At 41.4% G+C, this 26,387-nt stretch carries 28 protein-coding genes; 6 read left to right on the top strand and 22 right to left on the bottom strand.

Translation table 11 applies throughout. From position 1 onward, the window contains the following. From AC4JOV_RS07735 to AC4JOV_RS07770, 8 genes are all read right to left on the bottom strand, one after another. Positions 1–240: a (2Fe-2S)-binding protein gene (locus tag AC4JOV_RS07735; RefSeq protein WP_229938156.1), complete on the bottom strand. Its 240-nt coding sequence runs from the start codon at positions 238–240 to the stop codon at positions 1–3. 119 nt (positions 241–359) lie between these two features. Further along, a complete protein-coding gene (locus AC4JOV_RS07740) occupies positions 360–740 on the bottom strand; it encodes a thioredoxin family protein (protein ID WP_229938155.1) in 381 nt (126 codons plus the stop codon). Between the two features lie 8 nt (positions 741–748). Beyond that, a complete protein-coding gene (locus AC4JOV_RS07745) occupies positions 749–1,450 on the bottom strand; it encodes a cytochrome c biogenesis CcdA family protein (protein ID WP_229938154.1) in 702 nt (233 codons plus the stop codon). Positions 1,451–1,452: 2 nt separating this feature from the next. After that, on the bottom strand, positions 1,453–1,686 hold the full coding sequence (locus tag AC4JOV_RS07750) for a thioredoxin family protein (RefSeq protein WP_229938153.1): 234 nt from the start codon (positions 1,684–1,686) through the stop codon (positions 1,453–1,455). Beyond that, positions 1,683–1,928 (bottom strand): hypothetical protein, encoded by a 246-nt coding sequence (locus AC4JOV_RS07755; RefSeq protein ID WP_229938152.1) that lies wholly within the window; start codon positions 1,926–1,928, stop codon positions 1,683–1,685. Before AC4JOV_RS07755 ends, AC4JOV_RS07750 begins: the two co-directional genes overlap by 4 nt. Before the next feature lie 10 nt (positions 1,929–1,938). Then, on the bottom strand, positions 1,939–2,883 hold the full coding sequence (locus AC4JOV_RS07760; protein ID WP_229938151.1) for a permease: 945 nt from the start codon (positions 2,881–2,883) through the stop codon (positions 1,939–1,941). Beyond that, entirely contained in the window at positions 2,884–3,288 is a 405-nt protein-coding gene (locus AC4JOV_RS07765; protein ID WP_229938150.1) for an arsenate reductase ArsC, read from the bottom strand. 101 nt (positions 3,289–3,389) lie between these two features. Beyond that, a complete protein-coding gene (locus AC4JOV_RS07770) occupies positions 3,390–3,845 on the bottom strand; it encodes an ArsI/CadI family heavy metal resistance metalloenzyme (protein WP_229938149.1) in 456 nt (151 codons plus the stop codon). 119 nt (positions 3,846–3,964) lie between these two features. Between AC4JOV_RS07770 and AC4JOV_RS07775 the strand changes: the two genes are divergently transcribed. From AC4JOV_RS07775 to AC4JOV_RS07785, 3 genes are all read left to right on the top strand, one after another. Further along, on the top strand, positions 3,965–5,218 hold the full coding sequence (locus tag AC4JOV_RS07775; protein ID WP_229938148.1) for an arsenic transporter: 1,254 nt from the start codon (positions 3,965–3,967) through the stop codon (positions 5,216–5,218). A 64-nt stretch (positions 5,219–5,282) separates the two neighbouring features. Continuing rightward, the gene (locus tag AC4JOV_RS07780; protein WP_229938147.1) at positions 5,283–6,023 is read left to right on the top strand and encodes a DUF4395 domain-containing protein; all 741 of its coding nucleotides are present in this window, start codon (positions 5,283–5,285) and stop codon (positions 6,021–6,023) included. Between the two features lie 298 nt (positions 6,024–6,321). After that, complete coding sequence (locus AC4JOV_RS07785) at positions 6,322–6,723, top strand: zinc ribbon domain-containing protein (protein WP_229938146.1); 402 nt, start codon at positions 6,322–6,324, stop codon at positions 6,721–6,723. 307 nt (positions 6,724–7,030) lie between these two features. Here AC4JOV_RS07785 and AC4JOV_RS07790 read toward each other — a convergent pair whose 3' ends face one another. The 10 genes from AC4JOV_RS07790 to AC4JOV_RS07835 form a co-directional block, all read right to left on the bottom strand. Continuing rightward, positions 7,031–8,119, bottom strand: coding sequence for a tetratricopeptide repeat protein (locus tag AC4JOV_RS07790; RefSeq protein ID WP_229938145.1), 1,089 nt, complete (start codon positions 8,117–8,119; stop codon positions 7,031–7,033). 287 nt (positions 8,120–8,406) lie between these two features. After that, a complete protein-coding gene (locus tag AC4JOV_RS07795; protein WP_229938144.1) occupies positions 8,407–8,775 on the bottom strand; it encodes a hypothetical protein in 369 nt (122 codons plus the stop codon). Continuing rightward, a complete protein-coding gene (locus AC4JOV_RS07800) occupies positions 8,775–11,231 on the bottom strand; it encodes a DUF4132 domain-containing protein (protein ID WP_491522130.1) in 2,457 nt (818 codons plus the stop codon). The genes AC4JOV_RS07795 and AC4JOV_RS07800 overlap by 1 nt, the downstream gene beginning before the upstream one ends. Before the next feature lie 81 nt (positions 11,232–11,312). Further along, positions 11,313–12,419: a hypothetical protein gene (locus AC4JOV_RS07805; protein WP_229938142.1), complete on the bottom strand. Its 1,107-nt coding sequence runs from the start codon at positions 12,417–12,419 to the stop codon at positions 11,313–11,315. Positions 12,420–12,439: 20 nt separating this feature from the next. Further along, on the bottom strand, positions 12,440–12,775 hold the full coding sequence (locus tag AC4JOV_RS07810; protein ID WP_229938141.1) for a DUF2185 domain-containing protein: 336 nt from the start codon (positions 12,773–12,775) through the stop codon (positions 12,440–12,442). Between the two features lie 70 nt (positions 12,776–12,845). Further along, the gene (locus AC4JOV_RS07815; RefSeq protein WP_491522131.1) at positions 12,846–13,946 is read right to left on the bottom strand and encodes a tetratricopeptide repeat protein; all 1,101 of its coding nucleotides are present in this window, start codon (positions 13,944–13,946) and stop codon (positions 12,846–12,848) included. A 73-nt stretch (positions 13,947–14,019) separates the two neighbouring features. After that, positions 14,020–14,649 carry a hypothetical protein gene (locus AC4JOV_RS07820; RefSeq protein WP_229938139.1) on the bottom strand — a complete coding sequence of 210 codons (630 nt, stop codon included), beginning with the start codon at positions 14,647–14,649 and terminating at the stop codon, positions 14,020–14,022. A 38-nt stretch (positions 14,650–14,687) separates the two neighbouring features. Further along, entirely contained in the window at positions 14,688–14,990 is a 303-nt protein-coding gene (locus AC4JOV_RS07825) for a hypothetical protein (RefSeq protein ID WP_229938138.1), read from the bottom strand. A 30-nt stretch (positions 14,991–15,020) separates the two neighbouring features. Beyond that, on the bottom strand, positions 15,021–15,449 hold the full coding sequence (locus AC4JOV_RS07830) for a hypothetical protein (RefSeq protein WP_229938137.1): 429 nt from the start codon (positions 15,447–15,449) through the stop codon (positions 15,021–15,023). 66 nt (positions 15,450–15,515) lie between these two features. Next, positions 15,516–16,265, bottom strand: a complete 750-nt coding sequence (locus AC4JOV_RS07835; protein ID WP_229938136.1) for a DUF4241 domain-containing protein — start codon at positions 16,263–16,265, stop codon at positions 15,516–15,518. Between the two features lie 429 nt (positions 16,266–16,694). On the opposite strand from AC4JOV_RS07835, the gene AC4JOV_RS07840 reads away from it, so the two are divergent. Further along, the gene (locus AC4JOV_RS07840) at positions 16,695–17,363 is read left to right on the top strand and encodes an Hpt domain-containing protein (RefSeq protein ID WP_229938135.1); all 669 of its coding nucleotides are present in this window, start codon (positions 16,695–16,697) and stop codon (positions 17,361–17,363) included. A 53-nt stretch (positions 17,364–17,416) separates the two neighbouring features. Here AC4JOV_RS07840 and AC4JOV_RS07845 read toward each other — a convergent pair whose 3' ends face one another. The 3 genes from AC4JOV_RS07845 to AC4JOV_RS07855 form a co-directional block, all read right to left on the bottom strand. Further along, positions 17,417–19,750: a putative bifunctional diguanylate cyclase/phosphodiesterase gene (locus AC4JOV_RS07845; protein ID WP_229938134.1), complete on the bottom strand. Its 2,334-nt coding sequence runs from the start codon at positions 19,748–19,750 to the stop codon at positions 17,417–17,419. An 86-nt stretch (positions 19,751–19,836) separates the two neighbouring features. Then, positions 19,837–21,363, bottom strand: coding sequence for an AAA family ATPase (locus AC4JOV_RS07850; protein ID WP_229938133.1), 1,527 nt, complete (start codon positions 21,361–21,363; stop codon positions 19,837–19,839). Further along, entirely contained in the window at positions 21,360–22,241 is an 882-nt protein-coding gene (locus AC4JOV_RS07855) for an NAD(+)/NADH kinase (RefSeq protein ID WP_229938132.1), read from the bottom strand. Before AC4JOV_RS07855 ends, AC4JOV_RS07850 begins: the two co-directional genes overlap by 4 nt. 227 nt (positions 22,242–22,468) lie before the next feature. On the opposite strand from AC4JOV_RS07855, the gene AC4JOV_RS07860 reads away from it, so the two are divergent. Both AC4JOV_RS07860 and metE read left to right on the top strand, forming a co-directional pair. Further along, a complete protein-coding gene (locus AC4JOV_RS07860; RefSeq protein WP_229938131.1) occupies positions 22,469–22,810 on the top strand; it encodes a hypothetical protein in 342 nt (113 codons plus the stop codon). Between the two features lie 225 nt (positions 22,811–23,035). Then, entirely contained in the window at positions 23,036–25,318 is a 2,283-nt protein-coding gene (metE, locus tag AC4JOV_RS07865) for a 5-methyltetrahydropteroyltriglutamate--homocysteine S-methyltransferase (RefSeq protein ID WP_229938130.1), read from the top strand. A gap of 72 nt (positions 25,319–25,390) precedes the next feature. Here metE and AC4JOV_RS07870 read toward each other — a convergent pair whose 3' ends face one another. Next, positions 25,391–26,212, bottom strand: coding sequence for a hypothetical protein (locus AC4JOV_RS07870; protein ID WP_229938129.1), 822 nt, complete (start codon positions 26,210–26,212; stop codon positions 25,391–25,393). Between the last annotated feature and the right edge of the window lie 175 nt (positions 26,213–26,387).

Below are 26,387 nucleotides of genomic sequence, written 5' to 3' on the forward strand. Positions count from 1 at the left end.
TTAATCCCCCGGCGTATAGGCAGCAATGATCTCGTCCAGGTGCAGCTCTCTGTCTTCATCCTCATCCATCTCGCGGGACTGACACAGCTCACATACCGTCCCTGCTTCGGTACTCTCCATCAGCGCCTCTACTGTTGTCGCACCACCCTTGATCGCTTCTATGATCTCTCCAAGTGTGATCGCCATACACTGACATACCTCATAGTCATCACCCAGTTTTGCTATCTCTTCTCTTGTCATGATATATACCTTTCTTATAATGATATATTTAAAATGTAACTAAAAGTATCAGAATAGTCAAGTAATTTGTATGATTTCATCTGTCAATCCGCACGTTAGATCATGAACAGACCTTTTCTTTAAAACATATAAGTGGTAAAGAGTGCGGCAAGTTCATCCTCGCTCAACACTCCGATATGCCGATAGACTTCTTTGCCGTTCCCATCATAAATAATTTGGGTCGGTATCATCATCACATGAAGTTCGGATGCAGCATCACGCTCTTTTTTGACATTGATAAAAGAGATGTTGTACCCGGGGTGTTTTTGTCTAGCTTCATAGAGCATCTGACTCATCACCTTACAGCTATGACAGCTGTCTGAACCTACTTCCAAAAAATAGGGTTTACCTTTGCCGATACTCTGTTTCACCTGCGCGTATGCACTCTCTTTGAGCATATGGTCATCACCAGAGGCAACCGAAGCGAACAACATCAAAAAAACTGTAATAAAAAATCTCATTTTCTCTCCTAAATCTGTAAATATACCTGCCATGCAAAATAGAAACCTATACCTATCAACATCAGTGCAAAACCTTTATTGATAGCGTTTGATACTTTTGCAACGGCTTTATTTGAAGCGATACCCTGTGCAAAGCCGACCGAAATACCCGCCATCATCAGAAGCAATGAATGCCCCAATGCAAATGTCAAAATAAGTCCATAGGCATATACATACCCGCTGTTGGCAGCAACGGTAATCATCGCAACAAGCGGTGCCGAAGCACAAGGCGTACTGACCAAACCAAATATGATCCCTATCAAAAATCCGCCAAAGAGGCGGTATCTGATCAGATGCAGCATAATAGCTGACTTATTTATCTCACCCAGAAGACCCCAGGCATACACACCGATGAGTAGACTCAAAACCGAAGCAAGAAGGTATGCCCAGATCGGAGCCACGGAAAAAAATCCCCCGAACTTTGCCACAATGAGACCCAAAATAGAAAAACTTATCATCACACCAAGCGCAAACAAAAATGCAAATGCATAGGTATAAAATACTTTTTTTCTCCCCTCCAGATCCTTGTTCAATGCTACTGCACTTCCTACCAACAGAGGTACAGAGACGAGTGAACAGGGAGCAACTGCCGTGATGCTGCCTGCCCCAAATGCACCTGCAAAGGCCAAAAGCGAATTTGATTCAAGTAATGCCAGGATACTCTCTTGCATTTTTACCCGTTAATGAGTGCCAAAACTTCATCTACACTCAGCAGTTTCCCGGTACTTACCACTTTGCCGTCAATCACAAGTCCGGGTGTACTTACTACCTGGTACTCCATGATCTTCATAATGTCATCCACTTTTTCTATCTGGGCGAATTTACCGCTTTTAGCAACCGCTTCTTTTACAACTTTTTCCAACGCAACACACTTGGCACACCCTGTACCCAATACTTCTATCTTCATAGCAGACACTCCTTCATCATTGGTTCTAACTCTTCTGCATGCACATCACCCGTAATCGTGACAGTTGCACCGTTCTCTTCAGCCGTTACTTCTATTTTCTCGATTTTCTGCATCATTTCAGGATCACAGGCACAGCTGCACTGCCCTTCTTGACACGCTTGTACTTTTGCATGAATCTCTTCAGCCTTGAAGCCGCCTAAAAACGCTTCTATACCATGATCGGTATTCTTGACTTTAAACACTCTTTCTCCTTTATAATATAAGATTAAATAGATACCCGATTGCGATAATCCCACTTCCTACGATGGCAAAAAATATACCGATGAGTTTGAGGGAAATGATCTTTTTGAGTATCAGTGCTTCGGGTAGGCTTAGTGCCGTTACCGCCATCATAAAACTCAGTGCCGTACCTAAAAGCATCCCTTTGTCTGTCAGAACCTCTACCAGAGGCATGACACCTGCAGCATTGGAGTACATAGGGATTCCCATCATCACGGCGATAATCACAGCGAACGGATTGCCCTCACCCGTATAGCGTGCGATAAAGTCAGTGGGGATATAGCCATGTATCCACGCCCCTACCCCTACACCGAGCAGGACATAGAGGTAAATCTTTCTGAAGATATCCAGGGTATAGTTCCATGCCTCTTTCGCTCTATCTTTAAATGTCAGTTTTACAAGCTCGGCTTCCAGTGCTGCATCCGTTGGCTTCACCTCCAACAGTATCTCTTTTTCTGCCCCCATTCGTCCGATAAAATAACCGCCGAGGATGGCAACCATCAGTCCGAAACCGATATAGATAGCTGTAACCTTCCAGCCAAAAAGTCCAAAAAGCATCGCGATGGCAATCTCATTATTCATCGGGGCAGAGATAAGATAACTAAACGTTACCCCTACAGGGATCCTTGCCTGGATAAACCCCAGAAAAAGCGGGATCGCAGAACAGGAGCAAAACGGAGTGATGATCCCGAACAGTGAAGCTCCCACATGTCCGTAGAGTGCCGATTTCCCTTGAAGATGTGCACGGACATACTCTGTATTGACCCACGTTCTCAAAAAAGAGACGGCAAAGATGATCGTGAGGAGCAAAAACCATATCTTTATCGTGTCATAGAGAAAAAAGTGTGCAGCATCAGCCAACTTCCCCTCTAAACCTGCAAAGTTATAGATAAACGCTTTGGAGAGCTCGTTCCACATTTAACAAAGCTCCTCTTTGATGATCGGAAGGAGCTCTTTTTCAATGAGATTCAATGTTTTTTCATACTCCTCCACCGCTTTGCCGCTTGGATCTTCAAAACCTACATGTATCGTCTTGACTGCTTTGGGAAACATAGGACAGGTTTCATGGGCATGGTCACATACCGTTACGACCAGATCAAATGGCGTATCGAGTACCGTCTCAATGACTTTGGAGTGGTATGCATCCCTCCAGTACCCTTTTGACGCTAAGAGTGCCTGGGCATTCGGGTTTACTTTACCGCTTGCTTTGACGCCTGAACTCTGTGCTTCCACACACTCACCAAGCTTGGCATTGATAAGCGCTTCGGCCATAATTGAACGGCAACTGTTCCCCGTACATAGAACCAATACATTTTTTTTCATATTTTGCATTCTCCTGATTGTAATATTCTGTCTTAAGCAGGAAGTACGATACCCCAACAAAGGATCACTACTCTCTATTTGTCATTGAGTGCGTCAACACTTTAACAGCATCTCTCTGTTGACCACTGACCATTCGTGCTGAAAGTCGGTTCACAGCATCCGATCCCTCCGGTAAAACTGTCGCCTCCAAATGTCTCTGCCTGCTCCATCGTATGGTAGTTTTCCCAGATCACAGCCTGAGGGTCCTGGACCCAGTACTTGTTGGATTTTGCATAACAGCATACTGCCTCTTGTTGCTTTTCTCCCAAAACACCGGCAGCCTGAAGTCTCGCCTCAATCTCCTGCACCGCTTCGTCACTGTCAACCTGCAGGCCCAAATGGTTCAGCCCTTTTTTTGCTCTGCCCGAAGAGATCGCCATATTGACAGCAGGGTCGTCCACCAGCCATTGGGCATAATCCTCTTTACGTTTTGTGGGTTCCTTCCCGAAAAGCGCCGTATAGAACTGTATGCTTTTTCCCAGATCCTCTACCGATATATGTATATGTAACCTTTTCATCATGCTCTCCTCGTTTAGAATTAGGAAGATTGTAGCAGAATCAGATCATTAAATCAAGATATCTTGATATGATTATTTATTTCTGCTATAGTTACTTCATTATTTCATTGGAGTAAACGATGTTTTTAGCGGTATCAATTTTTTTAATTACCTTGGTATTTGTGATATGGCAGCCAAAAGGGCTTCAAATCGGTACGACTGCGATCATCGGTGCCATAGCGGCACTGTTTTTAGGCGTAGTCAGCCTGGATGATGTATGGATCGTCACAGATATCGTATGGGATGCGACACTCGCATTTATCGGGATCATCCTGCTATCGATGGTACTTGATGAGATAGGATTCTTTGAGTGGGCAGCGCTTAAGATGGTGAGACTGAGCCGGGGGAACGGCCATCTGATGTTTGTCTATGTATTGGTGCTTGGTGCAGTGGTCGCAGCCCTCTTTGCCAATGACGGGGCAGCACTGATCCTGACCCCTATCCTGCTGGCCAAGATGAAACATCTGGAGATGAAGCCTCTGGCGGTCTTTGCCTTTTTGATGGCTGGCGGATTTATCGGTGACAGCGCCTCCAGTCCGCTGGTCATATCCAACCTGACCAACATTGTGACAGCAGGCTATTTTGATATAGGGTTCTGGGAGTATGCCAAAAATATGTTCCTCCCTAACCTTTTAGCCATCATCGCTTCTTTGGTAGTATTATGGCTCTACTTTAGAAAAGATATCCCTACCCATATCAATGTTAAACATCTTGCAACACCTGAATCTGTGATCAAAAACAGTACGATGTTCAGGCTCAGCTGGTGGTTTCTGGGGCTATTGATGATAGGCTACTTTATCGGTGACTATTTCAACCTCCCTGTATCACTCTTTGCACTGGGCGGTGCACTGCTCTTCTTAGCAATAGCCAACCACTATAAAGCAACCAAACCCATCATGACGATCAAAGCTGCACCCTGGCAGGTGGTCTGGTTCTCAATAGGACTCTATGTCGTGGTCTACGGGCTCAAAAATGCAGGACTTACCTCTTATCTGGCAGAACTTATCATACACCTGCAACAGAGGGGAGAGACCGCCGCAGTGATCGGTACAGGATTCCTCTCTGCAGGGCTGAGTGCAGTGATGAACAATATGCCGACGATCATGATCATGGATATCGCCATCGACGAAGCGGGCCAGGAGGCCCTTGCCTATGCCAATATCCTCGGAAGCAATCTGGGACCGAAGATGACACCTATAGGATCACTCGCCACCCTGCTCTGGCTGCATGTACTTGCACAAAAAGGAGTCAAGATAGGGTGGGGAGAGTATATGAAAGTCGGGCTTGTCATCACTCCGCCTGTATTATTGACAGCATTACTGGGGTTACTATAAATTTGTTTATTCATGCTGATGTGAAGCATATACAGCTAAGTCATACGATGAAAGGAAAAATAAGATGAATATAAAAGAGTTTTTCGCATATGGTGAAAAAGTAGCAGGATATGAGGTGGGGATGCTCAACGAAAGAGAGGCACGTGCGGCAGCAGCTATACTGTTTGTCGGCGCATTTCTCGGACTGATAAATGGGATCATACTGCATACGGCAGTCTTTTCTAAATATTTTATAACATTTTTTGCGATCGACTTTACAATGCGTATCATCCAGCCACGGTATGCACCCAGTTTGATGCTGGGGCGTTTTTTTGTACAAAACCAGAAGCCTGAGTATGTTGGGGCTGCACAGAAGCGTTTTGCATGGATGCTGGGATTTATACTGGCATGGCCGATGTTCTACTATCTGGTCATTGATTTCCAACCCAACCCGCTAAAAGTTATGGTATGTATGGTCTGTATGGCCCTGCTCTTCTTCGAGGCGGCATTCTCTATCTGCCTGGGATGCAAGATCTTCGAATGGGTCAAGAGAAAAGATCCGAAGTACTGTCCGGGCGGTATATGCGAAATGAACATTAAAGAGCCCATCCAGACCTTTTCCGTGGCTCAGAAGGTTATCCTTGTCTCCACATTCCTGATCATGGGTTACGGTATTTATGCCTATTTTACGAAACTGCCCGACAAAACTATTTTTGTCCAAAAGATGAAAACCATGATGATGAGCCAGGCGGAACTTGATGCGATACAAGAAGCAAAAGAGCAAGCTGAAGTGGATGCATTCTTCAATGACGATGATGATTTCTAATGAAACCGATATAATCTTCAACGCAAATCAGGATGAATGGCCTATGCAAATATCCTCGAAAGCAATCTCTCTCACTCCCAAACCGAGTTTAGGTGTGTATAGTGAACTGATCTGCCACATGCTCCGTATGGATTCCCAAATACAATTTGGGAACCAGTGATAAATTGAAACCTTATAAAGTTATATATTTTATAAGGTTTTAAAACAAGACGTTTTTGGTATACTCTTATCATTAACAAATATCATAATAGAAGGATTCTATATTCCTTTAATAAAATAGTTAGGCAGGGGATAGTAAATGCAAAATTTTGAGAGTAAACAGACAAAAACGGCTGACGAGAAGTATTGTAGTGAATGTGGTCAAATAATTAATATTAAAGCAGAAATTTGTCCTAAGTGTGGTGTGAGACAAGTGCCAATTTCAGAAGTCATCAAAAACTCTACTAATGAAAACAAAAAGTTTGGTGAAAAGTTTTTGTTCTCAGGGGGAATTTTATTGATAATCTTTTTACTACTCATTTTTGCTACTCAACCTCGGAGCGAATGGATGAATGGAGTCATTGGATCATTTGCGTTTGCGTTATTTGGTGGCGTTATAGCAATGGCTATCCCAACCACAAGAAAAATAATCTATATACCAGTTATTACTTCACTAATGATTTTTATCGCTTTTTTAATTGGGATATCAACATCCAACTAACTAAAGAAATCAATTTTTAAAGGCAAATGCTACTGAATTAGTAACAATTATAACATTTGCGGTCAATATATTTGTGCTTAAATTCATTCTATATTTTTAAAATATGAAAACCTTATAATCTAACATATTTTATAAGGTTATCCGCTATAGCGACGTTTGCAGGCCATAAATCCATACCCTTCAATTGAAAACCTTATAAAATGTTCTCTATTGGGATGTTTTATAAGGAAACGACACAATAAAAATGATTTGAATCATTTATCGAAGTATTGGTTGCCACGTACAACGTGAGAACCAAAAAGCATGGTTATCTAACTTTTTTCAAAAAAGCTTCCACTTTGGAAAGTTCCTTTTTTGCTTTTTTATCTCCAGGGCGAATACGAAGACATTCCACATACTCTTTTTTAGCTTTTTCAATCATCTTTACATTCCGATTTTTCCATCCGGTATAAAAATAAGATGCTCCGAGTCCGTAGTGGTTTCCATAGTGTTCAGGATAGGCATCTACACCCAGTTTAAACCATCTCTTAGAATTGACACGGTCACGCTTCTTCCCACCTCCCCAGTGCATTTCATGGCCTTTTTTATAATAGGCTTCAGCAAGCACCCATCTTCCCATACCATAATTGGCTAACGAAAGACTTTTCTTAGCATAATGAATAGCACCATCATAATCTTTTCGTTTTCTAAGAAACGAGGAGTAGTTGATCAAAGCCCAAGGTGAACTAGGTTGTAGCCTGATAATCTCAAGATATGACTGTTGTGCTTTCTTGTAATCTTTAAGTCTCCAGTATGCTTTGGTGAGCTCCTGATGAGCATGACTCTTTTGCCAGTTTTCAGTAGAGAAAGATAGTGCTTTTTTAGCATATGATATTGCCTTTCTGCTCTCTTTTTTCTTGTTGGCAATTGTTGCATTCAAGAGAAGCACACGAACATTGTTTTTATTGATTGCTTCTGCCTTCCGAAGCAACTCTAATGCTTTTTGTGTACCATAATTTGTATGGTCGTTCATATAACATGCGGTTGCGAAGATATATCCATCTATCATCTGAGGGAAGTTATCCATCACCTTTTGTGAGATTCTCTTAGCCTTGTCCAGATTCTCTTTATTATAATTATCTCTTTGCAAGTAAGCTGATTGAAAAACAAGCCTTCCCCTCACCAGTAACGCCTCAGCACTATTTGGATCTATCTGTGTAAGTTTAGTAGCTATCCGTTGTACTTCTTGAAGTCTATTGGGTTCACCATTATAGGTATTCAACAGCCTGCTTGCTTCTTTGTATAGTTCATGAGATAATTGCGTATTGGCTCCGAAAAGCAATGTTGCAAAAATAAAAGGCAAAATGATTGTAAGCCGTTTGATAGTTTGACCTTTAAAATGAATGGTGAATAGCATCAGATTCCCCCCCCTTCCTGAGTTTATGGTAAATTATATCTTATTGATGGTTTGAGAACAAGACATCACCCTCTTCACCACCGATGAAATCATCTACCTTATCAATATTAAAACCACTCTTTCCAAAAAAACACCAAAAAGCTTCTTGAGGTAATTTCGTTTTTAGTCTATTAACATCTATTCAATATCCTTTGTTGTATTGGTCTAAACTTTTGTGCATTTTTATTTTGAGGGTCTCTATAAATGGTAACCGCTGCCAATAGTACCTAACTATTATAGTCTATGACTCATCCCCCTATCAGAGGCACTAGTTTTATAAATGAAACCCGTGTCTTATTGTCAATGCTCAGCATCTCATCAAGGCTGGATATCTGTCTATCGTTGACCAATACAAAAAACCTGTTCTCCTGAAACCCTTTAAGCGCTATAGATATTTGCTTTTCCGCATCAACCATACCGGCACTTTCATCTGCAGGATTCACAAGGCCGGTAAAGACCTTCTCCAGTGAATGCGTATTATGGTTAGTGGTCTCTTGCAAAACACGCTCTATGATCAAATCCTTCAGTGTAATTTGACTCTCATCTATGACTAGTTTGATTTGCCTATATACCTTTCCGGTAAGTTGTTTATCATTTACTACGACTGTGTTACTCATCAACGGCTCCTTATCTGAGAGAGTATGGTTTTATCTTTTATCTTGTCATCATTTGCGAGTAAAAATGCTTTACTCAGTATGAGGCTCAACATATTGTCATCTTCAAACGGCAGCATCACTTTATCTCCCTTGAGCCCCATCGAACGGTCTTGAACGATACAGAGATATTGGTTATCAGGTTCCATCTGGATGTTGCTTGATCCAATATGGATTTTATAGGTTCTCAGTTTCCCTTTCACCACCAAAAATCTATCACTCAAAGAGCATTGATCGGCGATCGCAAGCATAGGTATCAAATCCTCCAAAAGCTCTCTCCTTGTTTTGGCACTTTCACTCAACTCACCAAAAGAAAAACTGCTCCAATAATCATTCATCATACCATGCGCCTCAGGTCCTGAGTCTACCCAGTTTGGATCACTCCCGATGCTGCAGATACTTACAAACAGATCTATATCTCTTAATACTTCAGAAAAGACCTTTTTGGGCACCTCGCTTAAATTGACATATTCGCCCTCTTCATTTGAGTAAAACTTCACCTGGTCTGTCGTCAGATAGAGATAGATACCCATCTCATTGACATACGCTTTGTCGATGATCGGTTCCACCCAAAACTCCACACGATACCCAACGGTAGTCTCCAAGTAAGGCGTATTATAACTATCCCATTCACCTTGCAGTGTATAATGCCATCCTCTTTGAGAGAGCAATGCATTAAACTGGTGTTGCTTTAAGATATGGGATGCAAATCTATTGGAGTATGTCTCCGTCGCGATCTCTGCATCTGTGAGTACATAGACCTCCCGGTGCGCCTGCTTGAAGGGTTGCCGGATGGCGTTTTGCAGGATAAACTGTCGCCACTCTCTAACCGTTTCGGTACTACTCTCTATAGGATGCCACAAACTTACATGGGTCACCTCTTTTAAGGCTATGGGTTTTCCATCTACGTCTACAAATCCTTCATCCCTCTCGATACCCTCTACCCTACTGCCGTCTTTTTTTTCAAAACACCATATCAGCGGTTTTGCCACAGACCATACAAGAGGATGCTGATAGTAGTACTGCTTCCATATATCAAGCTCAAGCCTTCGTGGCTTGGCATAGTGTCTCTCCAGCAGACTTTTCACAGACTTGGTTGTCTCTTTGATGGACTTTATCAGTGTACGCAGCGCTTTGAGCTCATCAGGGTATTGCTCTTTGATCTCTTTTGGTGTAGTTTTTTGTGATTTATTATTTTCTTTTAACCATGTTTGCGTCACTTTTTCTACACCCGAGAGTGTTAGGATGGTTGTTCTCTCTCCGATTTGTTTTGTTAAAGTCCTATCAGGACTGAAGCCATAGTCCGGGATAGAGCGTTCGTTAAGTTCATCTTGACTAAGTCCCGTCTTTTCAGAGAGGTGTTCAAGTGTTTTTTCGATCTGTTTTTTAGTACTTGGATGCTTTACGAGTGTGGAGAGTCTGGTGATCTCATAGATCGCATCCTCCGTAGCAATTGATGAGAGGGAAAAAAGAGAGGCATTTCCTATTTTTGGAGAGAGAGGTCCATGCCCTGGGATCTTTTTGAAGCACATTTGCGCAGCTTCTCCCAGTGCAGCGGTCAACGCTTTATCATCGATACTACCGCATGCCCAGATAAGACTGCGAAGATAGTGGTTGTATTCAGTCACTATAGTTCTGGGATCCAGAGTATAAACTTGACCATAATAGCTGGTATCCCTGATCTCAAAATCGGCTTTCCCCCCGATGCTGCCGAGTATCTTTAACATGAAATCAACGTATCTTGCCTGGCCGATCTTCTCTAAAATTACGCTGGAATCTTTCATCCACTTTTTACTGGGTTTTGCACTACTCGCATTTGACATATCCAAAAGTGCATTGAAATGGTTCTGTATTTCGGGTTTCTGTGCTTCGATATTCTCCAAATAGGTAGCAGTCCAGAGATCAACTTTTTTGATCTTTCTCTCTTGAGGCTGATGCCCATGAAGCAGGAGCTCAATCCTTGCGATAACATCCTTCTCATCCGTATAAAAGTTTTGATGAAGTTTTTTAAAAGATTTCAATGCAGACGTTATCTTCTTTGGTAATACTTTGTCTTGATATTTTCGCTCTACCAGACGTAAAATAGACTTCGAAGGGATAAAGTGGTGTTTTGCTTTTTTCTCCAAGAGCACAACCAGATAGTCATCATCCAAGATGACCTTTTTTCCTGCATATCGTTTGATCAGATAGTTGCATGCTTCCAGTGTGTAACTTACGTAACTCTCATTTTGAGAAATTTTTGCTGCTAGATTGTAAGTATATACAATGATCTGCCCTACTTTTTCATCAGGTAATGCCAAGACCTTATCCAGGCTCTCAATCTCATTATACTTTACGTTATACGCGTAAGGTATGGCATCCTTGATAAAAGTATCTATGGCTTTTTGCACATCATGATCGATGGAGATACTATGACCCAAATTAAAGATTGTTGATAGCATATAAACCCCCGGTACTTTCATACTCATTGTCAAGATTGGTTATAAGACAAACACTCATATCTACTCTTCCCCCTTATTTGATCTAAATTTATCAAAATCTATCACCATAATTTCATCAAACCCCGTAAATGCCATAAACCTTTTATCTTTATAAAAATCATATGCTCCTAGATAAAAACCTACAGGTTCATAATCCTGCCACTGTTTACCATTATCATAAGAGATAAACATTTTAGCTCGCGTACCGCCGAAACCTCCTAACATACCTTGATCAATTTCTGAAGTGATCACAACAATAAGGTCTTTGTATTTGTACAATCTTCTAGGAAAGACTTTTTTGTTGCCAAATTGTTGAACTACACTCCATTTTCCATTTTTATAGTTTTTTAAGATGGTCTTTTCATTTTCTTTACCTAAAAACCAATAGGTATCTGTTTCAATCACTACGGTTTGCGCACTTATAGATGTCATTTTTATGCTGATTACATCATTAGATGAATTCTTACGAAGTTCAGTTTTTTGAGCATATGGCCCTATTCTTTTCAAAAAATATTTATTGTTGTTTTGGTCAAAAGTAAACCAACTATGTCTATTGATTTTACCCTTATATTTCCAATTATTCTCACCAATAACATTCTCATAAATACTATTCGTTGCATTTTGATCAAATACAGATCTGCCGTATTTGTCTCTTTTGGCAGTTTCTTCATTCCAATTATCTACGATAATATAATTGCTTGCATTATCTGAACTAAAATACTCGATCTTCTTTTTAAAACTAACTAGTTTTTCTATATCTTCAGACTCTTTAGAGACCTTATATACACCATAGGTATCATTAAAATCTACTGCCATATAAAAACACTCGTTATTGTCAAATACCCTAGGAGAATATATAGTGCTTTTTAGATCAATGTCAGCCTCTTTCCAATGTTGATATCCGCTCATAACAGAGCTTTTAGCTATTTTTAATGAACACTCTATTTCTTTCACTTTCCCGGTACAATGATTTCTTATAAGATATGCCTCTTTTTCATCGAGTATCATATGATCAAATGTTCCATATGCTAAATCTGTTTTGATACTCTCACCAATCTGTTCCGTGCTATTTAAAAAGAAGAACGCTAAAACTATTGAGAGAAAGGCTAACGTTATATATTTGATCATTGGTCTCCTCCTTATCAACACTAAAAGTCCTCCACCAGTTCAAACTCTTCTGCACCGGGAACCTTCTCAAACGCAAGCCCAACTTGTGCATTCAAAAACGGGATAATACTGAGATCAAAGTTTGCGATCGTATTGACATCATAGATGGCATGGTTGTCAGGGTTGTCCATATACGCATCATCTTCATATCCACTCATAAAGCGCCAGCCGCTGTCATATTCATTATCCGGATACTCTCGGTACATGAACCTTACAGGATACCCCTCTTCAACGATCATATGTGTAGCAATACAAGCACCCAAGCCTACAACTAACGGCTTAATATCTTTGGGATCGGGTTTATTATTTTGATGCATTTTTCTTCCCCTTTTTCATCTTTAATTTACTAGCCAGCTTCTCGGAAATGATAAAATAATCATGAACGTACTAAGAGTAGCTTTCCCCACCGATTATCGTTTGAATGATACCTTGTTTGTTTTCTGCTGCTTCCTTAATGACTCTACTGTACTTTCCAACCATCAATTCATCATCATTTTTTTTGGCTAGAAGTAACCCCTTGCTAAATATCGATTTTGCAACAGTTTCCTGTATCTCCTGATTGTCATCATTATGAAACCTATCATATAATTTTGTATAAATTTCAACTGCTTTATTGTCTTGATCCAGATGAGATAAAGCTGCTGCCTGGTTTAACATAAAGTTTGCAAGCAGCATTCTTATTTTTTGATCTTCAAGATTATGTTTTTTCTCTATCATATCGATACTTTCCGAGCATAATTTGAGTGCCTGGTTATATCTGCCAAGAGTAATTAGGCTTGAGGCTTTCCCACCTAATGCATACACCACTTGTACTTCCATATCATTATCTTGCGTATCTTTATAGTGATCGATCATATAGTTAAAGAGCTCAATCGCTTTTTCATCTTGTTGTAAATGTATACTTAAGATAAACCCTTTTGAATAGATCGCTTCCAAAACTTTTAGTTCGATTTGTTCATTTGGAAAGTCGTTAAATCTTTTGATAAGTTTTGTATAGGTTTCCATCGACAGCAGATACTCTTTGCGCATCAACAAGGTATATGCCTTACTATAGAGTGCTCTTGCAACACGGTACAGTAATTCATTACGTTTTGAGCTTTCAAACGTATTGATCAGTAGATCACAGTAAAACAACTCTTTATCATACTTTTTAAGACGATGCAGACTTCTGGACTTATTATAGAGTGCAATCGCATAGTAAAGATCCAGCTTCTCATTTGAACGCTCATAACATCTCTCAATCATCTCATTATATGTGTCTATCGCACTTTGATGTTTTTTTAGATCGCTGTAAATCAGTCCTTTTTGCAAATAAGATCGAATCACATAGAGCTCGATGCTTTCATAGGTACAACTTTGATAACGCGTTATAACGATCTCATAATTTTCAAGTGCTTTCTCATATGATTTTTTATCCTTGTACTCACTTGCTTTATCAAAAAATATCGAAGCGACCTTTTCAAGGATATGCTGATGTCTATTTTCCAAAATTGTCATTCTATTTTGATTCATCATCTTCATTTCGTCAATAGTATCATAGTAAAGAGTTTGAACATCTTTCTCATCTTGAATGCACCTTGTCAGGATAGTTCATTTTATACGTATCGAAAACTTCTCTCAACTCAGAAAAAGGTGTCAGTCCGGCTTCTTTAGGCTCATCAGGGAGTTTGGCATGATCTATGTACCTGAGGTTCATCGTTACATCATACTCACCAAGTGCACTGTCTAGTAAAATATAAAATGCCCCGATATATAGATTTCTCTTCTCTTCCGTATAGGTCGGATGGTACAGCAACAGGTCAAAATAACCATCCTCTATACGGTAGTAGAACCACAGTTTCTTCGGATCGAAATCTTCACCACTATAGTTTAATATGAACCCCATATAATCCGCCTGTCTAGGTCGAAATGCGATCACTTTCCATCGATCCAGCTTAGGGGCAGAAGAGACAAGCTGTTCCACTACAGGAAAAATCTCCTTCAGTCCGTCCGCACTGATAATGAGCTCTCTTATGCCTTTATCTTTTGTAGATATCTCGTAAGTCGCACCATCTTGATACTTCGTGAGTTTTGAAGAGAGTTGGGAGAGTAGATTTTCTTGATCTTTTTCAAGTTCAAAATACTTTGATTCATTTTCTGAAAACCACTTCCAAAATATATCTTCAGGACTCTTTTTGGCAAATAAACTCATAGGCAGTACTCCTAACAATATAACAACTAAAAATTTTTTCATTTTTTATATGCGTTCTGTGTATTTTCATAGGCATATTCATGAAGAAAACTATCATCTTCACTGATCAAGATATTGCCATCAAAATCATCAAATCCTATCCTTGGATTAAAGTCTTGTCCATCAACGTGAATCTCATATTGATCGTGCAGCATCGCAAAATCAAAAGTAAAGTCACCAACGATCTCTTTGGCTAATGCATCATCAACTTTATACTTTTTCAGCGTATTCTGCAATATAGATATCATCTCTTTTTGCCATTGGTTTGTCAATGCTTCATACAGTTCTATCTCATCCATCATATCCCTCCTTCTTTAAATAACACTTCCGCTTCACTCTTCCTCATAATATCCCTTCTCAAAAGCGATGATACTCTCAGCCGGCAGCGTGCTATCCTCCTCTGCGTTAGGGGTATAGGCCCCTATCCCCAATCGATAGGATGTCAAGGAGTCAACCTCTACTTCAAGATCCGGATCCAGCTTTAAAAGCAATCTTCTCAGTTCCTCACAGGAGAGTGAAAACAGCTCTCTGCTTTCTAAAAAGACCTTTGCCGGTGGGTAAAACTCTATCGCTTCGACATTGCCCGGTTCTTTGTAGTAGATAAACAGATTTTCTGTTTCATACTGCTCGCTGGCCAGGATATCCGAGGGAATTTTGAAAAAGCTATCCGATGCCTCTCCCAAGAGTGCCTTGACCTCCAATGCTCTCATCCCGAAATGCAGCTTCCCTGCACCTTCATACGGTCTAATCTCAAATCTCATGCTTTTTCCACCTTTTTAAACATCTTTTGAATCTCTTCATCTTCTTTGATCATTTTGAGACACCCTCTACCAAAACTTCCACCAAAGCTTATCATCGCCTTTCTTATCAACCGATTCCTCTTCTTGCAGATTTGGATCAGGAATCACAAAAAAGTCTATATGTACAGCGATCAACTCTCCTGAAGCATCATATCCGCCTATCACAGGGTATATACCATCGCCCCATCCCGAATGAAATAGTATAAGATTGTTCTTCTGACTACTCAACGGTAGTTCGATATTGGCTATCCCCTCACGTATATGATCAGGGTTGTCCATCAGCTCAAACCAACACTTCTCTTCAGCACAATCGAACAGCTCATCAAACCACTTCTCTTCCTCCGGCATCCCTTCCAGAAGTGACTCTGCGTCAACAAAACATGCCGTTCCGGCATCCACGGGAAAACCGATGAACTCACCCTCTTTTAAGACTTCGCTGCTTGCCTGCCCATCTATCGTAGGTGAAAGAAGTTTTCGACGTACCTCCTGGGCATTTTCATCGAAGATGATAGAGGCATAGGCTTCACGGTAGTGACTGCCGTCCAGTTTTGAACTCACGTCCGCCACGGTCACAACCACTCTGAACTCTCCTATGGGAACCGGAACATAGGGATTCTCTTTTTTTTGCATGTCGCTAAAAGGATCACAACAGACAAGCTTGCCTGATGGGACTTTGAGTATTCCGCACGGTATCTGACTCAATAGATACCTCTCACCCTCTACCTCTATGACCCTCTCTGTCATAGCACTCCATTCGACATTATTTGGCCACAACATACCTTCCCCTTTCAACCCTCTCAACGAATGGTTTGGTATCTTTTGCTTCCGCTCTAGAGTTTTGTTTCATTTTTCTTCCCCCTCTCATATTCAATCAGACAACCCTATCTCATATCACTGCAGTTCAATCTTCACTCCCGTAATCTTTTTTTTCTTTAGAGTCTCTGCCAACTTTCTGATATCACTTTATTCTCCCCCAATTGATCTTTATTATACATATTGGTTACTTAGCACCCATTTCCATTGATGGTAGATTTACACGATTTCTCTGCAACTGCCACGCCTGATCTACAAGCCCTTGCCTATGAATCCCCCTAATCGTTACAGAGTGAGCAGAGGTTCTCTGCTTCATATGCCTTAGCTCACTATTTAACCTTAAGTTAATATTAAAAAGTATAGTATAAGAATATACAATAAATGGAGTTAACAATGTTTGGAACTGTTTTATTGATTATAATCGTATTAGGGATTGGAGGGGTAATCTATTTCGAATATAAGAGTGCACAGAAGTATAAAAAAGAGAGAGAAGAAAAACGCAAACAGAGAAAAGAGTCAGCCCCTTCAAGGGTTGGCCCGGTTAAAACAGTAAAAAAAGAAGAAGAACCTAAACCGAAAGCGGAATCCAAATCCAAATCTGAACCCAAACCTAAACCTGAGCCGGTAGAGGAGAAAGCCGTTGTCACAGAAGAAGTGACTGCCAAGCCCGAACCGGTCATTGTGAAAGAGGAAGCAGAAGAAGAGGTACCGGAAAAAGAGTTACCTGCATGTAACTATCCTCCGTTTGACCACTCTCGTACGGTTGAAAGCCTGGGGCTCTCTGATGAAGATGCCAAGGAGTTTGTCGGTGAACTGATCTCTCAACTCGATAGCCATCTTCCTCTAATAGCAAAAGAGGTAGAGGCAGGTAACTTTCATGCACTTGAACAGCTTACCCACTCTGTCAAAGGTTCAGCAACGAATCTTGGGATCGGTGGGGTGGCAGATCTCTTGACTGATTTCAATACCTACCTAAAAGAGGGTAAAGATGTAGACGTTGTCAAAAGCTACTATGCGTGTCTTGAAACCTATACCCAAAAACTAAAAGAGCAGTATGCATAATGCATAGCTGCCGTTAAACCCCTGCTTTACCTGTCACATATAAAACCAACATCTCATTTTTCTTTGATAAGATTCAAAAAATTTTCTTCCAATGTCTCAGCAGAAAGCGGCGGAGAGAAAAGGTAGCCCTGATAGCTTATTGTCGGATCCATCTTTTGAATAAGCTCTTTTTGCTCTTCCGTCTCTATCCCCTCTACCACAATGTGATAACCAAATCTTTTGGCAATCATGATAATACTCTCTACCAAAAACCTATCCTCCCGGTTGATCAGAATATCCTGGATAAACTCCCTGTCTATCTTGAGTACAGAAAATGAAAGTCGCTGGAGATAAGAGAGAGAGGAGTAGCCGGTACCAAAATCGTCGATTGCACACTTGACACCTTGATCCTGCAGTTCTCTGATCACGTCATTTGTCTGTTGAAAGTTATCGATCAAAGACCTCTCAGTGATCTCCAGTTTGATCTCGTTCGGTTTGATACGGTATTGATCGAGCACTTCAAAGAACCTTTCAATAAACCCGTATCGTTGAAGCTGTTTCGCATTGACGTTGATCGATACATATTTCAGGTGATATTTACCCTGCTGTTTCCACTCTGAAATCTGCTGACAGACATGTTCTATCACCCACCATCCGATATCGTCGATCAGTCCGGACTCTATAGCCAGGTCAATGAAGGTAGAAGGTGCCATCTGTACATTGCTCGGATGATTCCATCTGAGCAGTGCTTCCGTTGCCCTGAGTGTATTATCTCTGATATTGACGATAGGCTGATAGTAGAGCTGAAACTCCCCATTGGCTATCGCCTGGTTAAGCTCATGCTGTAACTGAAAAAGTGCTTTTCTCTGATCATCCAGTTCAGAGTTGTAGTAGGAGAAGCCTTTGCTTCCTTCCCGTTTTGCCTGGTACATCGAGATGTCCGCATAACGTATCAACTCCTCGATATTGGTTGTCCCGGGTTCGATGATCACAATGCCTATACTGCTTTTTATAGAGAGGTGCAGCTCATTGATCATAAATGCATCGGTAAAAAGCTTTTGTATCTTCTCGGCAAAGCGCTCTGAAACCTGATGTGCTTCTTCATCGGTGGTAGCACAAAACGGGATAATCATCGTAAACTCATCTCCCCCCAGTCTGCTGAGAAAGTTCTCTGCCCCGGCAAGCGCTTTCAAGCGGTGAGAGACCAATATAAGCAACTGATCACCTACCCCATGTCCCAAAGAGTCATTGATCTGTTTGAACTGGTTGAGATCAAGATAGAAAAGTATCGAGTAGTGCGTCTTGTGCAGCGTTTCATTGGCCAGAGAGAACATATACTCTTTAAAACTCCTTCTGTTATGAAGTGAGGTAAGCTCATCATGCCTGGCCATATACTGGAGCTCATCATTGGCTGCTTTCTCTTTGGTTTTATTTTCAAGCAGTACGATCCCTCCTATCAGTTCTCCCTCATTGTTCATCAAAGGAGAGCACTTGGCTTCAATCCATAACTCAATCCCCTTTAAAGAGATATAGGGACCGTGATATACCTGTACACCGTCTATTAAAGACTTTTTTATCACTTCTAGCGGCCGTTTATCTTTCATGCTATTGAGATCAAAACCGATTAACTCCTCCGAAGTAGAGTTTAACATCTTCAAGAGTGCGGCATTGCAGTCTACAATACGCAGATCAAGATCAAAATAAAATCCACCGATCGGCGTCTGCTGAAAAAGACTGTTGAGTTCATCCTGTTTGCTAAAAAGGGCTTTTTTTGCCTGGGTAAGATCTTCTTCTTTCTGATAGGTCTCTATCAGACTGATACTGGCATTTTGATTGACGCTGAAAAGTATCACCAGGTACAATACAATAAGAAAGAAACTGACTGTACCGATCCCCGTACCCTGAAAAAGGAAATAAAAACCTAACGGCAGCAGTAAAATCATCAGATAGATCGTCGCGATACGCCGATCCGGCGAAAGTGAATTCATCGCCCCGCCACTCAAACCGAGTATCAGCATAGAGGTAAAGAGATAGAGAGATGGACTCTCCGTATAGGGTAAAAAAATCAGAGGTGCACTTCCCCATAAGAAGGCGGTAAAAAATGCTTTATAGGCGAACCTGTTATACCATTTTGTGTACTGTTTGCTGCTACAGTCATGTTTCAGATAATAGTAGGTGTCATAGATCCTGTTCGAGATGATGCCCAGAGAGGCGAAAAACCAGGGATAGAGGAGATACCCAGGTACACAATCCGACATAAAAAACGTCACTATACCCGTCAGTACCAAAAGTGCCGGCATACTTTTTTTTGCGTAGAGATAAAGCTGATCAAGCAGTTTTTTATTGATCTCTTCAGATAAATGGGTCTGTAAAAAGCTCCAGAGCTTTAATTGATTTAATCTCAGCATAATTACTATTATATACCAACTCTGGGATTTTATGCTGTATTACTGAGACTTCATGCTATTCTGCGCTATAAATGAAATCTATCCATTCAGTTTCTAAGTTTTTTTGCAAACTCCAGGGCCTGGGACGTAGGGTTTTCGCCGGCTATGATCCGGGCGATCTCATCTATCCTCTCTTTGTCATCAAGAGATCTTACTTCACTCTTTTGTGCCGCTTTATTGACCACCAAATGTTGATCCGCCTTGGCAGAGAGATGCGGTTGGTGGGAGATCGCAAAGATCTGATACACTTTGGAGAGCTGAGCGATCATCTCTGCAATCGCGATAGACTCATCACCGCTCACATTCGCATCGATCTCATCGAGTATCAGTACACCTCCCCTGTTCTCCTTGCCGATCGTGGAGGCCATCAATGCCAAACGCACACGGTTAAACTCACCACCGCTCAGCGTATCCGCACGGGAACCGCCAAGCAGAACATCACAGATATCACTTCCGGACTCATCAAAAGGTTTGGCTGTAAAAGTAAAAGCGAGCGCAGGCAGTTTAAGTGCGGCAAGATAGTCCGATAACTTTCGCTCGATCTCTACGGCCTCTTTTTGACGATAGCGGGAAAGCTGTTGTGCCAGGATATTTAACTCGCCTGCCTCCATCCGGATAAAGTTCTCCAGCATACTCTTATCCTGTTCGATGTTCTCATAGCCGGTAAGTTCTTTTTTCTTCTCCTCTTTATAGCGCAGTGCCTCTTCAACCGAACCATAACGGTTTTTGAGTGCCGTCAGGTCTGAAAGCCTGTCAAGTATCTGCTCCACATCCATCTCTTCAAGTTCTTCAGCCAGAGACTCGGTCTCTTCAAAATCCGCACGTACCTGGTTCAGTGCATCGGTGAAAACCGAGGCATCCTTATCCAAAAGCCTGTAGACCTCCTGCACGCTTGATTCGGCATCAAAGATCGCCGTGGCATGCTGCATCACCTCTTTGATCTTGTCTATACGGGAAAGCTGATGCTTTACCTGCATCAGCTCCTCATCCTCTCGCACTTTCGGATCGATCTTCTCAATCTTTTCAACTTCATACCGGGCAAACTCTATCAGTTCGGTAAGCTTGGCTTCATCTTCTCTAATCTTATTGAGTTTAAGGAGCTGATTTTTATAGGTTGCGTAGCGTTTCTTATACTCTTTTGAAAGCTTTTTATAGCGTTTGTCTTGAGCAAGCAGTGAACTCTCGATCATTGCCAAAAGCTTCTCGGACTCAAATCCCCCTTTGTCCCTTACACTCAGATACTGTACATAAGGAGCGAAGAGCTCTCCCAACGCTTTTTTGGAAATATTCTGCCCGTCGATATAGTGACGTACCTTCTCTTTTTTCACTGTCTTGATCGTCACCTCTTCCTCAAGGCTGTAGGCTTCGGACTCCAGTTTCAGCGGTTTTGCAAGATTGACTTCACACAAAGCTGCTGCACCGGGTGTGCTGTGTCCGAAACTTGCGAGTATAGCTGACATCAGTACAGACTTCCCGGCACCGCTGGGCCCGGTAAAGACGACCAGTCCCTTTTCAAACTCCACTTCAGCTTCGGAAAATGTGACAAGTTCACGAAGATACAGACGTTCGATCAATGTTTATCTCCCCACGAAAGTTTTTCACGCAGTACAGAGAAGTAGTTTCTCTCTTTTCTATGAAGCAGTCTTGCACCTCTCTTGGCTCCTTTGATGACAAGTACATCACCCTCAAATATCTCATAGGCATCCTGCCCGTCGATCATAGCGATCACCTTTTCATCCGGGGAGCTGAGCTCCAGTGTAAAATCGGCCGGTACCACAAGCGGACGCTGCGTCAGGGAGTGTGCCATGATCGGTGTCAGGATAAACGCCTCAGTCAGAGGGTACATCACCGGACCGCCCGAAGCCAGGTTATAAGCGGTTGATCCCGTAGGTGTTGCAACGATCAACCCATCCCCTTTATAGCTGTTGAACATCTCTCCGTCGATCGCCGCATTGATCTGTGCCATTTTCGAGATCACAGGACGGCTGATGACCACATCATTGAAGGCAAAAAACTTCTTCTGTTCTCCGGAAGATTTACGGATATACCCCTCGATCATCATACGCTCATCAACACGGTACTCCCCTGCAAGCAACTGTTCAAGGAACTCCTCTACCTCTTCGATCGTAATATCCGCCAAAAAACCGAGATTGCCGGCATTGATCCCCAACACCGGTTTACGGTACTCATAGCTTCTTCTTACCAGGGACAACAGCGTACCGTCACCCCCCAGGGAAACCAAAAAATCCGAAGTCTTGCACATCTCATCAAAGGTTATTCCCTTGCAACCGATCATCTCTGCGGAGTGTTGTGACAAAAGCACACGGATCCCCTTATCCTCGAACTCTCTTTTGATCTCTTCATACAACGGTTTGATCTCAGGGGAGTCAGGTTTAAGTATAAAGCCTGCGGTTTTTATCTGTGCCAATCTTTCCAAGGTATGACGCTCCATCGTTTTAATATCTATTAGAGTAGCATAGTTTTGCTTTGTCGGTTTTAGTAGATACTCTGCTGATTTTGTATTTTATATGCTTTTCAAATATGCGGGTAAAAATGTGTCAAATTGTCATATTCATACCTGATGATCAAAATGATCATCAAAATAATACTTTCCATTCTAAACTATTTTTATAGTAAATTTTTGCTATAATTTCGAAAATAAATCTAGAAAGGGAAAATGTGCAACCGCCTAAAGGTTTTGGAAAAAGATATTTTACACTGGCTTCCATTTTGGCTTACAGTGTTCAAAAAGAGCTGCAAAACCAAACCGTTCAGGCTGTTTCCCTCTTTGGCAAAAGAGTCTCAAAAGAAGAGGAAGAGATCGATGAGAACGATCCTCCTTCAGATCTTTTGGCATGCTTGCGCACCTTAAATGCCAAGCCTTGCCACTGCAACTGTTATTACAGACTAAGAACCAGAATCATTTTAAAAATCAACCATTTCATTCCCAGATGCCCCTACTATACTACATGGTTTGCATTTAGAAGAACCGGTGTACACCCTCCTCACATTACACTTTAACCCAAATCTGGAAATAGAAAATCTGCAGTAGCTGCAGTGCTTGTAATTAAGAGGTTTAAGCAAAATATGAGTTGCACCCGTAGGTTCAACGATGATTTTACTTGAAGCCCATGAGTGCAATGATTGTGGCTAATGCTTTTTTCTATTTACGGATTTGGGTCCAATCCATAACAAACACACAAATCAAGATCAACACACTATATACAAATATCAAAGGATAAAGTAATGTCTACAAAAAGCTATATTGTAGGATTTCCAAGAATTGGAGAACAGAGAGAGTTAAAAAAATCGTTGGAGAGTTTCTGGGCAGGTAATTGCTCATTTGATACGGTAGAAGAAGTAGCTAGTGAGCTGAAAAGCAGACACTGGAACTACCAGAAAGAGGCGGGGATAAACTTTATCAGTTCGAATGACTTCAGCCTCTATGATACGATGCTGGATACGGCGGTGATGCTGAATGCCATCCCGAAAAGATTCCAGGCATTAAAAGATGAAACACTTTACTTTGCTATGGCGCGAGGGAACAAAGAGAGTGTCGCGATGGAGATGACCAAGTGGTTCAACACCAACTACCACTATATCGTTCCTGAACTCAGCCTGGAAGACGAATACCGCTTGAACGCTGCAAAAATCATCAATGAGTATAATGAGGCAAAGGCCCAGGGGATTAAAACAAAGATCAACCTTATCGGACCTCTCACATTTTTAGGTCTCTCAAAGCGAGTGGACAGAGGTGATACCTATGAGCTTCACGCCAAGATCTTGCCGATCTATGAGGCACTTTTACAAGAGATTGCAACACTGGATGACAGGGTCACCCTGCAGATCGATGAGCCTATTTTTGTCAAAGACAATGAACCTAAAGTCCTTAGTCTCATCAAACCTACCTATGACCGTTTGGCAGCAGTATCGGAGAATATCGATATTATCGTGACCACCTACTTTGAGCACTCCAATGAAGCGACAAAAGTATTGGTCAATACACCGGTTTGGGGAATCGGGCTTGATTTCCTCCATGGAGCGAAAAACAGCGAATCGCTGGAGCTTATCGCCAACAGCGGTAAACAACTGATCGCCGGAGTCGTAGATGGTAGAAATATCTGGAAAAACGATATCCAGACAACTTTAGGACTGTTGGAAAATATTGCCAAGGTGGTCTCCAAAGAGAATATTATCATCTCATCATCATGTTCTCTTCTGCATACGCCTTTTACACTGAAGTATGAAGAGAAGATGGATGCAGAGATCAAGAACTGGTTGAGCTATGCCGTAGAGAAGCTGGATGAAGTATCACTCATCTCAAAACTCTTCTTCAAGGGTGAAGAGAGCCTGGATGAGAGTGAGAAGAGCGCATTGGAAGAAAATAAAAAAGCCAATGAGAGCAGAAGGACATCCACACGCATTCACGATCAAAGCGTACAGAAGAGAGTGGATGACTTTAAGAGACTCAGCAGAGAGGGAGCCTATGAAGAGAGAATCAAACTCCAAAAAGAGATTTTGGGCTACAAGGAACTGGCGACAACAACTATCGGATCATTCCCTCAGACACCCGAACTGAGAAAAGCCAGAAGAGAGTTTAAAAACGGGCTCATCTCCAAAGAGGAGTATGAGGCACAGATGAAAGCCTATATCGATGAGTGTGTAGCCTTCCAGGAGGAGTGCGACCTTGAGATCCTGGTACACGGTGAACCGGAGAGAAACGATATGGTTGAGTACTTCGGTGAGCAGCTCAAAGGGTACGGCTTCAGTCAGAACGGCTGGGTACAGAGCTATGGAAGCAGATGTGTCAAACCGCCGTTTATCTATGGGGATATCAGCAGACCGGAAGCGATGACCGTAGGCTGGACCACCTATGCACAGAGCAAAACAGAGAAACCGATGAAAGGGATGCTGACAGGCCCGGTAACGATACTCAACTGGTCATTTGTAAGGGATGACAAGCCGAGAGACGAAGTCTCCAAACAGATCGCTGTTGCGTTGAGTGATGAGATAGATGACCTGCAAAATGCAGGGATCCGGATCATCCAGGTGGATGAAGCGGCGTTCAAAGAGGGATACCCGCTCAGAGAAGAGAATATCAAGAGCTATGAGGAGTGGGCAGTCAGAGACTTCAAGATCTGCGTAAGCTCTGCCAGAAAAGAGACACAGATCCATACCCATATGTGTTACAGTGAGTTCAATGATATCATCAAAACCATTGAAGCGATGGATGCGGATGTCATCTCGATAGAGACGGCAAGAAGCGGGAATGAGCTGCTGAAGATCTTCAAAGAGGTCGGCTACAAACAAGAGGTCGGACCGGGAGTCTACGATATCCACTCACCGAGAGTACCGAGCGTCGAAGAGATCGTCACACAGATCAAACTACTGCTTGAAGTACTCCCGAAAGAGCAGCTATGGATCAACCCTGACTGCGGTCTGAAAACAAGAAAATGGGAAGAGGTAAAACCAAGCCTTAAAAATATGGTGGAAGCGGTCAAAATCGTTCGAAACGAACTAGCTGACTAATACACTCCCTTTGCCCTTTCAGATTCCTGTATAAACATGCAGGAATCTTTTTGAGTCATAAGGGTATCTACTTTACTTTTTCCTCTTAGTAAGATATAAATATTTATTTAAATAAATTTCATGTTTTTTGCCATAATTAATTGGTCCACTTGCTTGTAAAACGCTATCTTCAAAGCTATTAGACCGTTGTCCACACATTACCGAACTGTAATAATGATATAAATCACCTCCTAAAAAATTTGGCTCAATATTAAAGAATAACCTCATATATCTTCGACTATGAGCTATGACTTGATCAGTATTATTCTCTATCACTTTTGTCTCATCTGAATAAAGAAATTTTCTTGTGAACGTATTAAGCCTTACTTCATCAAATTTAACGGTATAGTTCATTATTGGCATACTTTCTTTGGTATAAACCTTTTCATTCTTCATCACTTCATACGCATAAGATTCATAGAGTTTTAAACCTTTAAGTTCTTTATGTTCCTCTTGATAACTACTCCATAGAGGCTCTTTAAGATGATATACGTATATCTTTCCATCATTACCATTTAACGCCATACTCTTTAAGTGCTTACCATCAAGATAGTTGAGAATCATTAATACTCTATCCCCTTTACTAAATCCCGGATAAACATTATCTTCCCAATAGATACCTTCAGGATATTCAACTTTTTTAACGACTTCTGTTTTTGGATGAGGAGAGGCGATATAACAGTGATAGAAAGCGAGTATATAAGTGATAACTATATCATATGTGAAAGGTAGTGTTGCGATAAAAGTAACAAACAGACTTGAAAATACATTCATTCCTCTTGTTCTCATAGTTTGATAAAAAAGAACGTAGAACCAAATACCTAAAAGATAGATTGGTCCCAGTATCATCCCCATAACATTTTCCTTTCCTTAAAACAATTTCTACGCTAAAAACCCAATACAAAATATTGAACACTAAAAATAGAACATAATTATTCTTCCCCAAATAATTCAATTGAATTCAAGTCTAACTATTGTGACCTTAATAATTTTTATATTATCGATTTTTTATACAAAAGCTAAACTATTT

The sequence above is a fragment of the Sulfurovum sp. MH2-6 genome (assembly GCF_058374785.1).

Bases quoted from the DNA above. Each gene is read 5' to 3' on its own strand.
- AC4JOV_RS07870 (WP_229938129.1), bottom strand. From the start codon at position 26,212: ATGGGGATGATACTGGGACCAATCTATCTTTTAGGTATTTGGTTCTAC.
- AC4JOV_RS07775 (WP_229938148.1), top strand. From the start codon at position 3,965: ATGTTTTTAGCGGTATCAATTTTTTTAATTACCTTGGTATTTGTGATA.
- AC4JOV_RS07745 (WP_229938154.1), bottom strand. From the start codon at position 1,450: ATGCAAGAGAGTATCCTGGCATTACTTGAATCAAATTCGCTTTTGGCC.
- AC4JOV_RS07785 (WP_229938146.1), top strand. From the start codon at position 6,322: ATGCAAAATTTTGAGAGTAAACAGACAAAAACGGCTGACGAGAAGTAT.
- AC4JOV_RS07830 (WP_229938137.1), bottom strand. From the start codon at position 15,449: ATGAGATTTGAGATTAGACCGTATGAAGGTGCAGGGAAGCTGCATTTC.
- AC4JOV_RS07840 (WP_229938135.1), top strand. From the start codon at position 16,695: ATGTTTGGAACTGTTTTATTGATTATAATCGTATTAGGGATTGGAGGG.
- AC4JOV_RS07790 (WP_229938145.1), bottom strand. From the start codon at position 8,119: ATGCTATTCACCATTCATTTTAAAGGTCAAACTATCAAACGGCTTACA.
- AC4JOV_RS07750 (WP_229938153.1), bottom strand. From the start codon at position 1,686: ATGAAGATAGAAGTATTGGGTACAGGGTGTGCCAAGTGTGTTGCGTTG.
- AC4JOV_RS07810 (WP_229938141.1), bottom strand. From the start codon at position 12,775: ATGCATCAAAATAATAAACCCGATCCCAAAGATATTAAGCCGTTAGTT.
- AC4JOV_RS07845 (WP_229938134.1), bottom strand. From the start codon at position 19,750: ATGCTGAGATTAAATCAATTAAAGCTCTGGAGCTTTTTACAGACCCAT.
- AC4JOV_RS07825 (WP_229938138.1), bottom strand. From the start codon at position 14,990: ATGATGGATGAGATAGAACTGTATGAAGCATTGACAAACCAATGGCAA.
- AC4JOV_RS07735 (WP_229938156.1), bottom strand. From the start codon at position 240: ATGACAAGAGAAGAGATAGCAAAACTGGGTGATGACTATGAGGTATGT.
- AC4JOV_RS07855 (WP_229938132.1), bottom strand. From the start codon at position 22,241: ATGGAGCGTCATACCTTGGAAAGATTGGCACAGATAAAAACCGCAGGC.
- AC4JOV_RS07770 (WP_229938149.1), bottom strand. From the start codon at position 3,845: ATGAAAAGGTTACATATACATATATCGGTAGAGGATCTGGGAAAAAGC.
- AC4JOV_RS07780 (WP_229938147.1), top strand. From the start codon at position 5,283: ATGAATATAAAAGAGTTTTTCGCATATGGTGAAAAAGTAGCAGGATAT.
- metE (WP_229938130.1), top strand. From the start codon at position 23,036: ATGTCTACAAAAAGCTATATTGTAGGATTTCCAAGAATTGGAGAACAG.
- AC4JOV_RS07805 (WP_229938142.1), bottom strand. From the start codon at position 12,419: ATGATCAAATATATAACGTTAGCCTTTCTCTCAATAGTTTTAGCGTTC.
- AC4JOV_RS07795 (WP_229938144.1), bottom strand. From the start codon at position 8,775: ATGAGTAACACAGTCGTAGTAAATGATAAACAACTTACCGGAAAGGTA.
- AC4JOV_RS07760 (WP_229938151.1), bottom strand. From the start codon at position 2,883: ATGTGGAACGAGCTCTCCAAAGCGTTTATCTATAACTTTGCAGGTTTA.
- AC4JOV_RS07740 (WP_229938155.1), bottom strand. From the start codon at position 740: ATGAGATTTTTTATTACAGTTTTTTTGATGTTGTTCGCTTCGGTTGCC.
- AC4JOV_RS07765 (WP_229938150.1), bottom strand. From the start codon at position 3,288: ATGAAAAAAAATGTATTGGTTCTATGTACGGGGAACAGTTGCCGTTCA.
- AC4JOV_RS07835 (WP_229938136.1), bottom strand. From the start codon at position 16,265: ATGTTGTGGCCAAATAATGTCGAATGGAGTGCTATGACAGAGAGGGTC.
- AC4JOV_RS07820 (WP_229938139.1), bottom strand. From the start codon at position 14,649: ATGAGTTTATTTGCCAAAAAGAGTCCTGAAGATATATTTTGGAAGTGG.